13 protein-coding genes are annotated in these 16398 nt (G+C 67.0%); 12 read left to right on the top strand and 1 reads right to left on the bottom strand.

The window, feature by feature from the left end:
• Positions 1 to 45 precede the first annotated feature (45 nt).
• Positions 46 to 1080, bottom strand: coding sequence for an amidohydrolase family protein (locus tag ABEA07_RS22535; protein WP_345540676.1), 1035 nt, complete (start codon positions 1078 to 1080; stop codon positions 46 to 48).
• A gap of 180 nt (positions 1081 to 1260) precedes the next feature.
• Here ABEA07_RS22535 and ABEA07_RS22530 point away from each other — a divergent pair, with 180 nt between their 5' ends.
• The 12 genes from ABEA07_RS22530 to ABEA07_RS22475 all read left to right on the top strand — a co-directional run bounded on the left by ABEA07_RS22530 (position 1261) and on the right by ABEA07_RS22475 (position 16358).
• On the top strand, positions 1261 to 2247 hold the full coding sequence (locus ABEA07_RS22530) for a Bug family tripartite tricarboxylate transporter substrate binding protein (RefSeq protein ID WP_345540675.1): 987 nt from the start codon (positions 1261 to 1263) through the stop codon (positions 2245 to 2247).
• A gap of 61 nt (positions 2248 to 2308) precedes the next feature.
• A complete protein-coding gene (locus ABEA07_RS22525; protein WP_345540674.1) occupies positions 2309 to 3730 on the top strand; it encodes an MmgE/PrpD family protein in 1422 nt (473 codons plus the stop codon).
• Positions 3731 to 3777: 47 nt separating this feature from the next.
• Positions 3778 to 5256, top strand: a complete 1479-nt coding sequence (locus tag ABEA07_RS22520) for an aldehyde dehydrogenase family protein (protein ID WP_345540673.1) — start codon at positions 3778 to 3780, stop codon at positions 5254 to 5256.
• A 645-nt stretch (positions 5257 to 5901) separates the two neighbouring features.
• Positions 5902 to 6684: an SDR family oxidoreductase gene (locus tag ABEA07_RS22515; protein WP_345540672.1), complete on the top strand. Its 783-nt coding sequence runs from the start codon at positions 5902 to 5904 to the stop codon at positions 6682 to 6684.
• Between the two features lie 47 nt (positions 6685 to 6731).
• Positions 6732 to 7532, top strand: coding sequence for a GntR family transcriptional regulator (locus tag ABEA07_RS22510; protein ID WP_345540671.1), 801 nt, complete (start codon positions 6732 to 6734; stop codon positions 7530 to 7532).
• A gap of 142 nt (positions 7533 to 7674) precedes the next feature.
• The gene (locus tag ABEA07_RS22505) at positions 7675 to 8562 is read left to right on the top strand and encodes an HpcH/HpaI aldolase/citrate lyase family protein (protein ID WP_345540670.1); all 888 of its coding nucleotides are present in this window, start codon (positions 7675 to 7677) and stop codon (positions 8560 to 8562) included.
• A 34-nt stretch (positions 8563 to 8596) separates the two neighbouring features.
• Positions 8597 to 9124: a MaoC family dehydratase gene (locus ABEA07_RS22500; protein WP_345540669.1), complete on the top strand. Its 528-nt coding sequence runs from the start codon at positions 8597 to 8599 to the stop codon at positions 9122 to 9124.
• A gap of 93 nt (positions 9125 to 9217) precedes the next feature.
• Positions 9218 to 11092, top strand: coding sequence for an AMP-binding protein (locus ABEA07_RS22495; RefSeq protein WP_345540667.1), 1875 nt, complete (start codon positions 9218 to 9220; stop codon positions 11090 to 11092).
• A 37-nt stretch (positions 11093 to 11129) separates the two neighbouring features.
• Positions 11130 to 12341: an acetyl-CoA C-acetyltransferase gene (locus ABEA07_RS22490; RefSeq protein ID WP_345540665.1), complete on the top strand. Its 1212-nt coding sequence runs from the start codon at positions 11130 to 11132 to the stop codon at positions 12339 to 12341.
• A 51-nt stretch (positions 12342 to 12392) separates the two neighbouring features.
• Complete coding sequence (locus tag ABEA07_RS22485) at positions 12393 to 13610, top strand: CoA transferase (protein ID WP_345540664.1); 1218 nt, start codon at positions 12393 to 12395, stop codon at positions 13608 to 13610.
• Positions 13611 to 13630: 20 nt separating this feature from the next.
• On the top strand, positions 13631 to 15280 hold the full coding sequence (locus ABEA07_RS22480; protein ID WP_345540662.1) for an acyl-CoA dehydrogenase family protein: 1650 nt from the start codon (positions 13631 to 13633) through the stop codon (positions 15278 to 15280).
• Between the two features lie 118 nt (positions 15281 to 15398).
• Positions 15399 to 16358, top strand: coding sequence for a Bug family tripartite tricarboxylate transporter substrate binding protein (locus ABEA07_RS22475; RefSeq protein ID WP_345540661.1), 960 nt, complete (start codon positions 15399 to 15401; stop codon positions 16356 to 16358).
• Positions 16359 to 16398: the final 40 nt, after the last annotated feature.

Here is a 16398-nt window from a genome sequence, read left to right as displayed (position 1 = left end):
GTGCAGGAAGCCAGTAGCTCGAAGGCGGCCGCACGGCTTATCGGATCACAGTGCGATCCTGTAAACCCGCGCCGCGGTGCCATGGAACAGCGCGGCCTTTTCTTCGAAAGAGCAGCCGGCCACGATGTGTTTGAGCGCGTTCCACAGAGGCACGAAGCCGCAGCTGCGTCCGTCCACCGGATAGTTGCTGGACATCATGCAGCGCGCCGGGCCAAAAAATTCGATGCCGGCTTCCACGTAAGGCTTCCATGCTGCGGCGAGATCGAGATAGCTCGTCGGTTCCGTACGGTCCTCCAGCCCCAGACCCCAGAAGGGCATCCCCAACCCACCGAGCTTGCACATGACGTTCGGACGCCGGGCCAGGTCCTGCAACTCCTTGCGCCACTCGCGCATGGCTTCGGCGCGGCCCGTGGCGTGAAGCCCTATGCCCTCGGCAATGCCGATGTGGTTCAGGACGATGGTGGTGTTTGGGAACGCATCGGCCAAGACGGCGATCTGCGGCAGTTGATGATGCAGCACGGCCGCATCGAAGCTGAGCCCCCGCATCCCAAGGTGCCGGAAAGCCTGCCGGAAGCCCGTACTGTCCAGCGTTCCGGGAGAGGGTGGGTTGGGCGCGTAGCGCAAACCGTCAGGGTTGCGAAATTCCAGGCATGGCTGGCGCACACCGCGAAACCGGTCGGGTGCCATGGCCATTGCACGGTCGAGCAGGGCGGCCACCGCATCGCCTTCGCGCAGGTCAGCGTAGCCGACAATCGCTGCGCAAACCCGAGCGGGACCGTAAGCCCCGGTCGCGCAAAGGGTTCCGACGGCGTTGGCGAACTCCACCTCGCCAAGTGGCCGCAGTACGTCAGGCCCATGGGTCCAAGCGAAAGCGCGCGTTTCGACGTACACGGAGGCCACCACGCGATGGCCGCTACCTGCGTCCCGCAAGTAGTCCTCCATGAGGTACTTAAGCGCGGGGCGATCGAACAGATGGTGATGCGCATCGAGCACTGCGAGGTCCGGATCCAGGATCGGCTCGTTGCGACCTTCGTGCAGCTTGTGGGTCATCGGAACCGTGGTGAGCGTGGCTTTGTTCATGATGGCTTTGTTCGCGTCTTATTGGACATGGCGATGAAGTGGTTGAAGGTCAGGAATCTGACATTCGGTCCTGCGCGTTGGCCCTGATTGGCTGGTGGAAACCCTGAATTAGTCCAGATTCGGACAGTTGGCTTTCAGCTATGGCAGTGCAATTGCCCTAAGCAATATCAGGAGCGTTCAATGAGTGTCCCCAGCCTGTCCGCCAGCCGGCTCACCCGGCGCGCTTTCGCCGCCGTGGCGGCGTTGGGTGCCGCGCGCATCGCCTTCGCAGCCTACCCGGAAAGACCGATCACCGTATCCCTGCCATTCGGTGCGGGCGTCGCGATCGAGGTGACGATCCGGATGGTCTGCGAGGAAGCCGGCAAGATCCTGGGTCAGCCGGTCGTGGTGGAGAACCGCTCCGGCGCCTTGCAGCGGCTTCCGGCCCTGGCCGTGCGGCGCGCCACGCCTGACGGCTACACGCTGGGCGTTGGCACAGACAGCGTGCACGTGGCGCAGCCGGTGATCGACCCGACTTTCACGATGCGGCCCAACAAGGATTTCGAACCCGTGGCTGCGCTGATCTCGCTGCCCCTGGTGATCGTCTCTAACCCGTCCGTATCCTTCCGCGACATCAAGGGCCTGGTGGCCTACGCGAAGGCGAATCCAGGCAAGATCAACTTTGCCGTGCCCACCGGTTCGACCGCCCACTTCGCCGCGTTGCTGCTGCAGGAAATCACAGGCACCAACATGTCGATCGTGCCGTACAAGGACCAGGCTTCGAGCCTGCCTGACCTGATGTCGGGCCGCGTCGACCTGACCATCTCGGGCGCCACCGTCAAGACTTCAGTGGAGTCCGGCAAGCTGAACGCGCTGGCCGTGACGATCGCGAATCGCTGGAGCGCGTTCCCCGCAGTGCCTACACTCAAGGAACTCGGCTACGACGTCGACGTGGCGGCCTGGTTCACCCTGCTGGCCCCGCCCGGAACGCCCGCCGACGTGGTCGCGCGAATCAACAGCGCATTCAACCAGGCCATGCAGTCTCCTGTCGTGCGCCGCAGGCTGGGCGAGGTCAACATGACTGATCTCGGAAACAACATGTCGCCAAAGCAGATCGTGAGCATGATCGATTCCGAAGTGAAGCTGTGGACGCCGGTGCTGCAAAAGTCCGGCGTCAAGTTTCAATAAATACGGGTGCACGGCTTTCAAACGCCCTTGAACTGCACTTTAACTCTGGAGACATAGATCCGTGGCCAACATCGTCGACGCCCTCGCTGACTTCAGCGCAAACACGCAGTTCGAGCAACTGCCCGCCAACGTCGTGCAAGAGAGCAAGCGCCTCCTGATCGACTCCATCGGCTGCGCCCTGGGCGGCCTGAGCCATCCCAAAGGCACCATCGGCGTGCAGTACGCGCGCCTGATGGGTGCCGGCGCCGCCGGCGCGCAGGCCAGCATCCTGGGAACCGGCGAGAAGGTCTCCACCGTCGCGGCCGGTTTTGCCAACGGGGAGCTGATGAACGCATTGGACTTCGACTCCATCCTGCCGCCCGGCCACGTGAGCCCCTACGTGCTGCCCGGTGCGCTGGCGGTGGCAGAAGCCGCCGGCGCCAGTGGCAAGGAACTGCTGGTGGCCACCGCCGTCTCGCACGAGATGTCCAACCGGCTCGGCAAGTCGATGGACTACCTGCGCGACATCAAGGACGGCAAGGTCTCGCCTCCGCCCGTGTACGGCTACGCAAGCACCGTGTTTGGCGCCACCGCTGCCATCGGGCGCCTGAAGGGCCACAGCCGCGAAACCATCGCCCATGGCCTGGGGATTGCCGGCTGCACGGTGCCGGTCAACTCGCACTGGGCCTGGTCGCAGCACGCGCCGGCCACCACCATCAAGTACACCGCCGCCGGCCCCATGGTGCAGGCGGCCATGGCCGCCGCGCACCTTGCCGAGTTCGGCCACCGGGGGGACCGCATGATCCTGGACGATGCCGAGTTCGGCTTTCGCAAGATCATCGGCAGCACTCGCTGGGAGCCCCAGCACATCACCGACGGCCTGGGCAGCAGCTGGGGTTTTCCGGCCGAGCAGTCCTACAAGCCTTATCCACACTGCCGCATCCTGCACGCGCTGCTCGATTGCCTGTACCAGATCACCGAGGCCAACGACATCAAGCCGGGCGAGATCGAGAGCATCACCGCGTGGGTCGAGGGCTTTGTGATGCAGCCGCTGTGGCTGCTGCGCCAGATCGAGCATGTGACCGATGCGCAGTTCAGCGTGGTGCACGGCCTGTCGGTCGGCGCGCACCGCGTTCCGCCAGGTAAGCAGTGGCAATCGCCCGACGTGGTATTCGACCCTTCAGTGTTGGCGCTGATGGACAAGATCCACTTCGAGGTTCATCCGGACTACGAGAAGCTGCTGTCGGGCCACGCGGCCAGCCGCCCGGCGCGCATAGAGGTGCGCGCGCGCGGCCAAAGCTGGGTGGGCGAGAAGCGCTATCCGCACGGCAGCCCCTCGCCAGACCCTAGCACCACGATGAGCGACAGCGAGCTGGTGGCCAAGTTCGTGCGCAACGCCGAGGGGGTGCTCTCGCCGCGCGCCGCCGACGAAGCGATCATGCAGTTGCTGAACCTCGAGCAGGTGTCGGACGTCGCCAGTGTGATCAAACTGCTGAGCCCCTGAATGCACGCGTTCGCTCAACGCTACGAACACCTAAACCGGGGACTTCCATGACATCCATTCCTACACCTTCGTTTCTGTCCGATCCGCACAAGCAGCACTTCATCGACGGCCAATGGTGCGGCGGGGATTCGGGCGCCCGGGTCGACACCTTCAACCCCGCCGACGGCCAGCGCCTGGCCACGCTGGCCCGCGGCAACCATGCTGACGTCGACCGGGCGGTAACGGCGGCGCGACGCGCGTTCGAGGGTCCGTGGAGCCGCTTCAACCCCGCGCAGCGCCAGCAGGTGATCATGCGGTTCGCCGAGTTGTTCGAAAAGCATTTCGAGGAACTCGCGCTGCTTGAATCGCTTGACATGGGCTCGCCCTTACACACGCGGCTTCGCCCGGCGAAAAACGGCGCGGTGCAGAACCTCCTCTACTACGGCAGCCAGGCCCGGAACATCAGCGGAGAGACCATCCCAAACTCGCTGCCGGGCAATGTCACCAGCATGATCATCAAGGCACCCGTCGGCGTTGTCGGTGGGGTGCTGGCGTGGAACGGCCCCATGTTCGCGCAGCTCAACGTCATCGGGCCGGCGCTCGCGACCGGCTGCACCGTGGTGCTCAAACCTGCGGAAGATGCATCGCTCGCCGTGCTGCGTACGGCGGAGCTTCTGATGGAAGCGGGCCTTCCGCCTGGCGTCGTGAACGTGGTGACGGGTCTCGGATCTGAAGCGGGAGAAGCGCTCTGTTCGCATGGCGATGTCAACCGCATCGCCTTTACCGGATCGACAGCAACGGGCCGCGCCATCATTCGAGCGTCTGCTGGAAATATGAAACGCCTGCAGCTGGAACTAGGCGGCAAGTCGCCGGATATCGTGTTCGCGGACGCGGACCTGGACAAGGCTGTTCCCGGCGTTGCCATGGGCGTGTTCAACAACACGGGGCAGATTTGCTTTGCCGGCACCCGCATCTTCGTGCAACGCGCCATCGAGGACGAATTCGTGGAACGCCTGGCCACTTTCAGCCGCACTCTGAAGGTGGGCGATCCTCTCGCCAAAGACACGCGCCTGGGCCCAGTGATCTCGCAACGCCAACTCGATCAAGTGCTGGGCTACGTTGAAGTCGGCGCGCGCGAAGGCGCGAAGCTCGTGGCAGGCGGACAGCGCCTGGGCGGCGAGCTGGCGAACGGCTACTTCATTGAGCCGACGGTCTTCGCCAGCGTCGACAACAGCATGACGATCGCCCGTGAGGAAATCTTCGGCCCGGTGGCATCGGTGATTCCCTTTGACACCATCGAAGAGGCTCTGGCCTTGGCGAATGCGACCGACTACGGTCTGGGCAGCGGCGTGTGGAGCAGCAATGTGACGACTGTGAACCGCATGATGCACGGCATCCAGGCGGGCACAGTCTGGGTCAACTGCTATGGCTTGCTCGACGCAGCCGTGGGTTTCGGCGGCTTCAAGCACAGCGGCTACGGCTGGAAGGGCGGCCCCTCTCAAACAGAGGGCTTCCTCTACCAGAAGGCGGTCTACATTAACGCGTAATGGTGATCAGCTGCCGGGCTTCGCCGGCCGATGAATTCGGGCTGCGTCGGGTGGCTGCAGCGTGAACTGCACGGCTGGTGCGAGCCGCCGCGCCTCTGACACCGCGCCGAGATCCCGGGCATATTTGAGTTTGTCAGCGAACATGTCCCCCTGATTGGACGGCCGCCCAAACTCGTGCTCGGCGCGCCCGCCTCGAACTTGCCGGCGCTCACAGCTACGCGCGCGTTCCGGCGCGTATCGCGCTGTATCAGATCGACCTTGGCCGGCCTCGGCCTGCGGGCGGGTGAGTCGGCGTAGTAGACGGCTGGTGGGGTCGCAGATGACGCTATGGCGGGGGAGGCGGCCGCAACGGCCGGGCCTGTCGATTCCAACGAAAATCGACCGCCTCGGATTGCGGGGAAATCTGACCTGCATAGAAACACTGATCTGTCCCTTTCTCCTCTCAACACTCCTTGGGAATGTCGGAGGAAGGCGAAGGGCTGCACCAGAGACGATGCAACATCTGTTGGCACCGTCAGCGTTGGAGGAGCCCGGCTCCCGCACCTCCAGCCGTCTACCATTCTCGATGCCTAGAAACAATATCATGCATAATATCGTGTGCTTCCGGCGATTGTGTCGGGAGCCACAAGAGATGGAGAAACTGAGATGGACGTGATCAAGGATCTGTTTGGCGTGGCAGGCAAGACCGTGCTCGTGACGGGCGGCAGTAAAGGCATCGGCCGCGCTATCACCGAGGCCTTTGTCAGGGCGGGTGCGAAGGTGATCATCTGCTCGCGCGACCTGGAGAGCGGCGAAGCGCTCGCGAAGGAACTGGCGGAGTTTGGCGACTGCACCGCACTGGCCTGCAACGTGGCGAAGGACGAAGATCGCCAACGATTCGCCGGCGAACTGAAGAAGCAGGTGAAGTCGCTGCATGTGATGATCAACAACGCCGGCGCCCTGTGGGCCGCGCCGATCGCCGAGTACCCGGAGTCGGGCTGGGACAAGGTGTTCGACCTCAACGTCAAGGGCACCTTCTTCCTGATCAAGGAACTGCTGCCGCTGCTCGAGGCGGGCGGCAAACATGGCGACCCGGCGCGCATCATCAACGTGGGTTCGATCGATGCCTTCCACGTCCCAGGCCATGAAACCTACGCCTACAGCGCGAGCAAGGCGGCGCTGCATCAGCTCACCAAGCACCTCGCCGCGCAGCTCGCGCCGCGGCACATCGCCGCCAACGTGATCGCGCCGGGCATGTTCCCCAGCAAGATGCTCGCGGGCACGCTCGAGCGCAAGGGCCTGGAGGCCATGGTCGAGCCGATCCCCCTGAAGCGCCTCACGAGCGATCCGGACATGGCCGGTGCCGCCATTTACCTCGCCTCGAAAGCGGCCGCCTATGTGACGGGCGCCGTGCTGCCGGTGGACGGAGGCTACGCCACCTTGCTGTGAACCGTTCCGACCGCCACGGCCTTCGATGAGCATCCGAAGGAGTCAGCATGGAAGAAGTCAATCTCTCCGTCGCGGCCGGTGGATTCGAGCGTTTGGCGGGGCACGGCCGGCGCGCGGAGGATGCGAGCTTCGGCCGGCAGCAGCTGTCGGCCTCGGTGGCCACGCACCTGCGCGAGCAGATCATCTCGGGCCAGCTGCAGCCCGGCGCCTTCCTGCGCATCGACACAATCGCGCGCCAGCTCGACGTCAGCACGACACCCGTGCGCGAGGGACTGCTGCTGCTGCAGAGCGAGTCCTTCGTGCGCCTGATTCCGCGTCGCGGCTTCGTGGTCAACAGCTTCACCAAGGGTGACCTGCGCGACCTGTTCTGGGCGCAGGCCACGATCGCGGCCAAGCTCGCGGAGCGGGCCACCACGCGCATGTCCGGCGCGGACGTCGAGCGTCTGGGCGACATCCACGCGCGCCACGAGGCCGCCGTGGCGGGTGGGGACAACGATGCCGCGGCACGGCTGGGCCACCAGTTCCACCGCACCATCAACCTGGCGGCGCAGGCGCCGCGCCTTGCGCTCTTGCTCGGCAGCCTGACCAAGCAATTGCCGAACCGCTTCTACGCCAGCATCGAAGGGCAACTGCAGGACGCGGTGGCCTACCACCCGATCATCATGAACGCCATCCGCGTGCATGACGCGGACGCGGCGCGCTCGCTGATGTACCGCCACATCGTGAGCGGCGCCGAACACCTGATCACGATGCTTGAGCGCCAAGGCGTCTGGGCGGCTGCCGACGGTCGCGAAGCGGAATGGGCCGAGGGCACCGAGGCCGCGCAGGCGGACGCAGGCCGCGCATAGAGAAACCAGTGCCGTGCCCGCATCCGCGGTGTTGCCGCCCCGCGTTGACCATCGATAATATATTGTGTATTATTTGGAAGCCGGCGAAGGCCGCCGATCGAAGCCAGACCCCAGCAGACAAGGACCCACTCAGATGCGACCGATGCGCTCCATCCTCTTCGTTCCCGGGCACAAGGAAGGCTGGCCTGACAAGGCCGTGGCCGCCGGTGCCGACGGGGTGATCCTCGACCTGGAGGACGCCGTGCCCACCGCGATGAAGGCGCAGGCGCGCGAGGTCGTGGCCCAGTCGATCCGCAAGCTGGCCGCAGGCAGCCGCAAGGTGGGCGTGTACGTCCGCCTGAACGCGCTGGAAACGGGCCTGACCGGCGACGACCTCGAGAAGATCGTCATTCCCGGCCTGGATGGCGTGCTGCTGCCCAAGAACTACGGTCCGCGCGACTTCGTCGCCTGCGATGCCTTGATCACCCACTTCGAGCGCCGCAATGGCGTGAAGCCCGGCACGGTGGAGATCGTCTGCTCGCTCGAGACCGCACAGGCCTACGCGAGCTGCGAGAAGATTCTCGAGGCATCGCCGCGCGTTGCCACGCTTTTCGCCGGCACGGCCAAGGATGCAGACGTGTCTCGCTCCATCGGCTTCCAGTTCACGCCGGGCGGGCACGAGACCCTGTACCTGCGCAGCCGCGCCCTGCTGGCCACCCGCGCCGCGGGCCGGCAGTTCTCGTGGGTCGGGCTCTGGCAGGACTTGAAGGACCCGGAAGGCGCGAAGGCCTTCGCGATCCAGAACCGCCAACTGGGCTTCACCTCGATGGTGATGATCCATCCCTCGCACATCGCGATCGCCAACGAGGTCTTCACCCCCTCCGAGCAGGAGGTGATCTTCTACAAGGGAATGATCGAGGCCCTCGAGAAGGGCGAGGCCGAGGGCAACGCCGCTGTCCTCTACGAGGGGCAGCACATCGACTATGCCCACGTCAAGACGGCGCGCCAGGTGGTCGAACTGCACCGCCTGCTGACCCAGAACGCATCCTGATCCCATCCAAGAGAACCCTGAGAGGGCACAGACAATGGCCGGCCTTTGCTACGAAGACTTCACGCCCGGGCTCACGATCGAGCACGCCATCCGCCGCACCTGCACGGAGTCGGACAACATCCTGTTCTCCGCGCTGACCTACAACTGCGCGCCGCTGCACATCGACCACGAGTATTGCAAGAGCACGATCTTCGGCAAGCCCCTGGTGAACAGCATGTTCCTGTTCGCGCTGATCAACGGCGTCATCGTCATCGACACCACGATCGGCACAACGCTCGGCAACCTCGGCTACGAGGACGTGAAGTTCGTGAACCCGGTGTTCCACGGCGACACGATCCATGTCGTGACCGAGGTGCTGGACCGCCGCGAGTCCAAAAAGCGCTCGGACTCGGGCATCGTGTTCTTCCGCCACATCGGCTACAACCAGCGCGACGAGGTCGTCTGCGAATGCAAGCGCGCCGGCCTGATGCTCAAGCGCGCCGACTACGAGGCCCTGCAGGCCAAGATCAAGACCGAGGCCGCCGCCAAGCGCAAGGCCGCGGCCGAGAAGCAGGCGGCCTGAGCGATGAAGGGCCGCGCAAGTTTCGGGAATGCGGACGCCGCGGTGTGGCGCCCTGAGGCCGGGCACCTCGCGCGCAGCAGGCTCGCTGCCGCGATGAAGCGCTGGGGCTTCGCCACGCTGGAGGAATTCCACCGTGCATCGGTGGACCGCCCGGAATGGTTCTGGCCGGCCGCGGCCGAGGACCTCGGCATCCCGCTGCGCGGAAAGGTCGAGACGGTGCGAGACGAGGCCCGTGGTCGCGTCTTCCCCCAGTGGTTCAAGGGGGCCACGCTCAATGCGGTGGAGAGCTGCGTCGACCGCCACGCGTCCGACCCGGTGCAGGCGCAGCAGACGGCCGTCGTCTACGAAGGCGATTCGGGCCAGCGCCGCAGCCTGAGCTTCGGCGAACTCAAGCGCGAGGTGGACCGCTTCGCCGCCGGCCTGCGGCGGCTGGGCGTGGGCAAGGGCGACCGGGTGGCCCTGTTCATGCCGCCGCTGCCGGAGGCGGCGGTGACCCTGATGGCCTGCGCGAAGATCGGCGCCGTCGGCGTGCCGGCCTTCTCGGGCTACGGCAGCGAGTCGCTGGCCACACGGCTGCAGGCGGCCGAGGCCAAGGTGCTGGTCACCGTCGACTCCACGACGCGCCGGGGCAAGCCGGTGCCGATGAAGTCGATCGCCGACGGTGCGGCCGCGTCCTCGCCCTCGGTTCAGCACCTCGTGGTGATCCGCTCGAGCGGCGTGCCGGTGCCGATGGAGAAGGGCCGCGACCACTGGTGGCAGGACGTGGCCGTGGCGCTGCCCGCGGGCGTGGAGCCCGAGCCGCCCGAGGCGCTGGACCCGAACCACCCGCTGCTGATCATCTACACCTCGGGCACCACCGGGCTGCCCAAGGGCATCGTGCACTCGCACATCGGCTACCTGCTGAAGTCCGCCATCGATTTCGGCTACGCCTTCGACCTCCAGCCCGGCGACATGCTCGGGTGGATCGCCGACATGGGCTGGATGCTCGGTCCGCTGATGATCTTCGGCGGCCTGCAATGCGGGTCGGGGATCACGATGGTGGAAGGCCTGCCGGACCACCCGACGCCGGACCGCATGTGGCAGATCGTCGAACGCAACCGCGTCACCGTGCTGGGCATCGCGCCCTCGGCCGCACGCGGCCTGCGCGCCCGTTCGGAAGGTGGCCGCCCCGCAGCAGATTTGTCGAGTCTGCGCGCGTTCGCTTCCACCGGCGAGGCCTGGGACGAGCCCACCTGGCGCTGGCTCTTCGAGACCATCGGCGAGAAGCGGCTGCCCATTCTCAACTACTCCGGCGGCACCGAGACGGGCGGCGGCATCCTGTCGTGCTACACCATCGCGCCGCAGTCGCCGGCGTCCTTCTGCGGACCGCTGCCGGGGATGGACGTCGATGTGGCCGATGCCGAAGGCCGATCCACCTCGGAGATCGGCGAGCTGGTCGTGCGCAACACCTGGATCGGCATGACGCACAGCTTCTGGCGCGACGATGCACGCTACCTCGACACCTATTGGAGCCGCTGGCCCGACACCTGGGTGCATGGGGACCTGGCCAGCGTCGACGCGAACGGCTTCTGGCACATTCACGGCCGTTCGGACGACACGCTCAAGATCGGCGGCCGCCGCGTGGGCCCGTCCGAGATCGAGTCGGCACTCGTGGCGCAACCCGGCATCGCCGAAGCCGCCGTGATCGGCGTGCCGGACGAGATGAAGGGCCAGCAGGTGGTCGCCTTCGTCGTGGCCCGTCCTCAGGCCGAGCTGCCGCAGCCCGAGGCGCTGGTGGCCGCCGTCACGAAGATGCTGGGGAAGGCCATGGCGCCCGCCTGCGTGCACGTGGTAGAAGGCCTGCCCAAGACCAAGAACGGCAAGATCATGCGGCGCGCCATCCGTGCGCGCTACCTCGGTGAAAAGCTGGGCGACCTTTCGGCGCACGATCCGCTGACCCCGCTCGACATGATCCCGCCGCGGGCCTGATCACCGACGCGATTCATCACCGACAGGACATCTTCACATGAAACAGGCAGTCATCTGCGAACCGCTGCGCACCCCGGTCGGCCGCTACGGCGGCGTCTTCAAGGACATCGCCGCCGCCACGCTGGCCGAGACCGTGCTGCGTGCGCTGGTGCAGCGCACCGGCATCCAGGGCAAGGACATCGACGACGTCATCTTCGGGCAGTGCTATCCCAACGGCGAGGCGCCGGCGATCGGCCGCATCGCCGCGCTCGATGCCGGGCTGGGCGTGCACATCCCCGGCTTGCAGATCGACCGCCGCTGCGGCTCCGGCCTGCAGGCGGTGATCGACGCCGCGATGCGCGTGCAGACCGGCGCGGCCGAACTGGTGATCGCCGGCGGCGCCGAGAGCATGAGCCAGTCCGAGCACTACGTACTGGGCGGGCGCTTCGGCATCAAGGGCGATTCGCAGCCCTTCTGGGACCGCATCGCGCGCGGCCGCATCACCTCGGGCGGCCGGCATCACCCGGTGGCCGGCGGCATGCTGGAGACGGCCGAGAACCTGCGCCGCGAGTACAAAGTCACGCGACAGGCGCAGGACGAGCTGGCCCTGCGCTCGCAGCAGAACGCGGCGAAGGCGCAGCAGGAGGGCCGCTTTGCCGACGAGATCGTCCCGGTCCCCGTGAAGGGTCGCAAGGGCGTGCAGGAGGTCAGCCAGGACGAGCATCCGCGCGCCGATACCACCATGGAAATGCTGGCGGGCCTGTCGCCGGTGCGCCTCAAGCTCGACGCCGAATCGACCGTGACCGCCGGCAATGCCAGCGGGCAGAACGACGGTGCCGCGGCCTGCATCGTGACCACGCCCGAAAAGGCGGCCGGCCTGGGCCTGAAGCCTCTGGGCCGGCTGGTGAACTGGGCCGTTGCCGGCGTCGAACCGGAGCGCATGGGCATCGGCCCGGTGCCGGCGGTCGAGGCGCTCATGCGCCGCACCGGCCTCGCCATCAAGGACATGGACCTGATCGAGCTCAACGAGGCCTTCGCCGCGCAGGTGCTCGCCTGCACCTACGGCCTGAAGTTCCAGCCCGGCGACTACGAGCGCCTGAACGTCAACGGCTCCGGCATCTCGCTGGGCCACCCGGTCGGCGCCACCGGCGTGCGCATCCTGTCGACCATGCTGCGCGAGCTGGACCGCCGCGGCGGCCGCTACGCGCTGGAGACCATGTGCATCGGCGGTGGCCAGGGTCTGGCCGCCGTGTTCGAGCGCCTGCAGTAACTCGACTCGCCAAGGCGCGCAAGCCGCCGGCCACAGCCCAGCCATTCGAAGATGTACCCGATCCTCGAGGACCTGCGCATCGTCGAATGCGCCTCCTTCATCGCCGCGCCCTCGTGTGCGCTGCACCTGCAGCAACTCGGCGCCGAGGTGATCCGCATCGACCCGATCGGCGGCGGCATGGACCATGCGCGCTGGCCCGTCGCAGGCGACGGGCGCAGCCTCTACTGGGAAGGCCTGAACAAGGGCAAGCGCTCGGTCGCCATCGACCTGTCGCGCCCGGAGGGCCGGCAGCTTGCCGTCGAGCTCATCACGGCGCCGGGCCCGGATGCAGGCCTGTTCGTCACCAACTACCCGCAGCAGGGCTTTCTTTCGCATGAAGCCCTGAGCGCCCACCGGCCCGACCTGGTGACCGTGCGCGTGCTCGGCTGGCGCAGCGGCGCACCGGCGGTCGACTACACCGTCAACGCCGCCATCGGCCTGCCCTTCATGACCGGGTCGGCCGACCAGGGCGAAGCGCCAGTCAACCACGTGCTGCCGGCCTGGGATCTGCTGACGGGCGCCTATGCCGCCTTCGCGCTGCTGGCCGCCGAACGCCGCCGCACCCGCACCGGGCAGGGGCAGGAGGTGAGCCTGGCGTTGTCCGACGTGGCGCTGGCCTCCCTCGGCCACATGGGCCAGATCGCGGAGGTGCTGCAGTCGGGCGACCGGCCGCGCTACGGCAACGCGCTCTTCGGCGCCTTCGGGCGCGACTTCCGAAGCGCCGACGGCGAACACGTGATGCTCGTGGCCATCACGTCGCGGCAATGGACCGGGCTGGTCGAATCGCTCGACCTGCAGGCGCCGGTGGCCGCGCTGGAGGCCACGCTGGGCGTCTCGTTCAAGGCTGACGAAGGACAGCGCTTCATTCATCGGGAGGCGTTGTTTCCCCTGTTCGAGCGCGCGGTCGGTGCGTTGCCGCTGCCGGAGCTGCGCGCCCGCTTCGAAGCGCGCGGCGTGCTCTGGAGCACCTACCAGACGCTGAGCGCGGCGATCGCGCAGGACCCGCGTTTGTCGCTGGACACGCCGCTCTTCGCCATGCTTGACCACCCGAGCGGCCTGCGCTATCCGGCGCCCGGCGCAGCCGCCACCTTCGGCGGCGCCGAACGCACGCCCGTGCGGCGCGCGCCGCGCCTGGGCGAGCACACCGACGAGGTGCTGGCCGAAGTGCTGGCCCTGTCGCCCACACGCATCGGACAACTGCACGACGCCGGATTGATCGCGTCGGCCTGATTCCCAAGGAAAGAACTTTCATGAGCGACGCTTCCCAACTGATCCAGCACCTGCAGGGCGCCACCTCGGTGGCCCGTGAATACCTGGCCGAGGCGCGGCGCGTGGTGTCGCAGCGCTGCGCACCCGCCGGCCGTGCGGAGTCCAGGCTGCTGCAGCAGCACCAGCGGGCCTTGCACGGCCTGGCCTGGATCGCCACCACGGTCGAGGCCGTCGCGTGTGCGGCCTCGTGGAGCGAGCGCCTCGTGGAGCGCGGCCAGCTCCATGAAGGCGAGGAACTGGTGCTGACGGTGGGCGTGGGCGAATACCTCGCGCAACTGGCGCACGGCATCCCGATGTCGCAGACGGAGACCTTCCGGCCCGCCGAGCTCGGCCTGGAGGAGGCCGCAGCCGCGCTCGCCGGCCAGGGCGGTGCGCGGGCGCTGATGACGCGTGCCGCGGCTCCCGAGACCCGCCGCGCGCTGGTCGAGCACTTCCGCGGCGGCCGCGGCGTGACCGAGACCGCCTTCGACGAAGACCTGGACGTCATCCGCGACCAGTTCCGCCGCTTCGCGGACAAGGAGATCATTCCGCGCGCCCACGCCTGGCACCTGGCCGACGAACTGATTCCCGACGACGTGGTCGCACAGCTCGGCGAGCTGGGCGTCTTCGGCGTCAGCATCTCGGGCGACCACGGCGGCATGGGCCTGGGCAAGCGCGCGATGTGCATCGTCACCGAGGAGCTGAGCCGCGGATGGATCGCGGCCGGCTCGCTGGGCACGCGCTCGGAGATCGCCGCGGAGCTCATTGCCTGCGGCGGCACGGACGCGCAGAAGAGCGAGTGGCTGCCCAAGATCGCCTCGGGCGAGGTGCTGCCGACGGCGGTGTTCACCGAACCGGACACGGGCTCGGACCTCGGTTCGCTGCGCACGCGCGCCACGCCCACCAACAGCGGCTGGCGCATCGACGGCAACAAGACCTGGATCACCCACGCCTCCCGCAGCGACCTCATGACGCTGCTGGCGCGGACCGAACCCGGTACCTCCGACCACAACGGCCTGAGCATGTTCCTCGCGCCCAAGCCGCGCGGCACGAAGGAGCAGCCCTTCCCGGCGGCGGGCATGAGCGGCGGCGAGATCCCGGTGCTGGGCTATCGCGGCATGAAGGAATACGACATTGCCTTCGAAGACTTCGAGATCGGCGCCGAGGGCCTGCTGGGCGGCGTGCGCGGGCAGGGCTTCCGGCAGCTCATGCAGACCTTCGAAGGCGCTCGCATCCAGACCGCCGCGCGCGCCGTCGGCGTGGCTTGGCGCGCCTTCGACCTGGGCTGGCGTTACGCCAGCGATCGCAAGCAATTCGGCGCTCCCATCATCGAGTTCCCTCGCGTGTCCGACAAGCTGGCGCTCATGATCGCCGAGACCGTGCTGGTGCGCGAGCTGTCGCACTTCGCGGCGGAGGAGAAGGACAAGGGCATCCGCTGCGACGTCGAAGCGGGCATGGCCAAGCTGCTGGCCGCGCGCGTGGCCTGGAGCAATGCCGACAATGCCTTGCAGATCCACGGCGGCAATGGCTATGCCCTGGAGTTCGAGATCAGCCGTGTGCTGTGCGACGCGCGCATCCTCAACATCTTCGAAGGCGCGGCGGAGATCCAGGCGCAGGTGATCGGGCGCGGGCTGCTGGCCGGCTCGCGCTAGCCGCACGCGCAAACCTCCGCGATCGCGGCTCAAGACGTTCGGGACCCTTGAATGTCCCGGCGTGTGCCACGGAAGTCGCGCTCGTCATGCCGCCGTTTCGCAACTACTTGGAGTCAACATGATCAAGAGATCGACCCGCTGGGTTGTCACCGGCCTGCTCTGCGCCGTGGCCGGCGCTACCCAGGCCTTTCCGGACAAGCCCATCACACTCATCGTGCCTTTCGCGGCCGGCTCGACCACGGACGTGAATGCGCGTGATTTCGCGCAGATCCTCGGCAACGTCGTGAAGCAGCCGATCGTCCTGGAGAACCGGACCGGTGCGGAAGGCGCCATCGCGGGGCAGGCACTGGTCAATGCGCCGGCCGATGGCCACATGCTGCTGTTCACCAGCAGCTCGTTGCCGGTGCTCGACCCGCTGATGAAGAAGGCCATGCCCTACGATCCGGTCAAGGTGTTCGCGCCGGTGTGCACCGTCGCGCGGACCAGCAATGTCATGAACATCACGGCCGGCAGCCCCCTGAAGACTGCTGCGGAGGTCGTTGCGGCGGCGAAGGCGCAGCCGGAGAAGCTCACCTTCGCCTACTCCAGCGCCACCACGCGCCTAGCCGCCGAGCTCTTCCAGCAGACCACGGGCGTCAAGCTGCGCGGGGTGCCCTACCGCTCGAGCGTCACGGCATTGACCGAGGTTGCCTCCGGCCAGGTGGACCTGATGTTCATCGATCACGTATCGGCGCAACCTTTCTACGAAACCTCGAAGGTGCGCCCGCTGGCGGCCGCTGGCGCACAGCGCATCAAGGCGCTGCCGAACGTTCCCTCGGCGACCGAGGCGGGCGTGCCCGGCTACAACATCCTGCCGTGGTTCGCGGTCTATGCGTCCGCCAAGACGCCGCCGGCCGTCCTCGCGCAGGTGCGCGACGCGGTCGGCAAGGCAATGGCGTCGCCGGGCGTGGCGAGCAACCTGGAAAAGCGCGGGCTCGAGCCGATGGCCATCTGCGGCGATGCTTTTGTGAAGTTCCAGAAGGATGACATCGAGCTTTGGCGCGGCGTGCTCAACAAGGCGGGCATCGAGCCGCAATGATGCATGCAGGGACGGTGCCGATGCCTGACCGTCCCGATGC

Source organism: Variovorax defluvii, from assembly GCF_039541515.1.
Classification (GTDB): Bacteria; Pseudomonadota; Gammaproteobacteria; order Burkholderiales; family Burkholderiaceae_C; genus Variovorax; species Variovorax defluvii.
Note: the sequence above shows the minus strand (reverse complement) of the source record. Positions and strands in the feature narration are given on the sequence as shown.

Coding starts and splice junctions, on each gene's coding strand:
- ABEA07_RS22510 (WP_345540671.1), top strand. CDS start 6,732: ATGGAAGAAGTCAATCTCTCCGTCGCGGCCGGTGGATTCGAGCGTTTG.
- ABEA07_RS22480 (WP_345540662.1), top strand. CDS start 13,631: ATGAGCGACGCTTCCCAACTGATCCAGCACCTGCAGGGCGCCACCTCG.
- ABEA07_RS22520 (WP_345540673.1), top strand. CDS start 3,778: ATGACATCCATTCCTACACCTTCGTTTCTGTCCGATCCGCACAAGCAG.
- ABEA07_RS22505 (WP_345540670.1), top strand. CDS start 7,675: ATGCGCTCCATCCTCTTCGTTCCCGGGCACAAGGAAGGCTGGCCTGAC.
- ABEA07_RS22515 (WP_345540672.1), top strand. CDS start 5,902: ATGGACGTGATCAAGGATCTGTTTGGCGTGGCAGGCAAGACCGTGCTC.
- ABEA07_RS22530 (WP_345540675.1), top strand. CDS start 1,261: ATGAGTGTCCCCAGCCTGTCCGCCAGCCGGCTCACCCGGCGCGCTTTC.
- ABEA07_RS22495 (WP_345540667.1), top strand. CDS start 9,218: ATGAAGCGCTGGGGCTTCGCCACGCTGGAGGAATTCCACCGTGCATCG.
- ABEA07_RS22490 (WP_345540665.1), top strand. CDS start 11,130: ATGAAACAGGCAGTCATCTGCGAACCGCTGCGCACCCCGGTCGGCCGC.
- ABEA07_RS22535 (WP_345540676.1), bottom strand. CDS start 1,080: ATGAACAAAGCCACGCTCACCACGGTTCCGATGACCCACAAGCTGCAC.
- ABEA07_RS22475 (WP_345540661.1), top strand. CDS start 15,399: ATGATCAAGAGATCGACCCGCTGGGTTGTCACCGGCCTGCTCTGCGCC.
- ABEA07_RS22500 (WP_345540669.1), top strand. CDS start 8,597: ATGGCCGGCCTTTGCTACGAAGACTTCACGCCCGGGCTCACGATCGAG.
- ABEA07_RS22485 (WP_345540664.1), top strand. CDS start 12,393: ATGTACCCGATCCTCGAGGACCTGCGCATCGTCGAATGCGCCTCCTTC.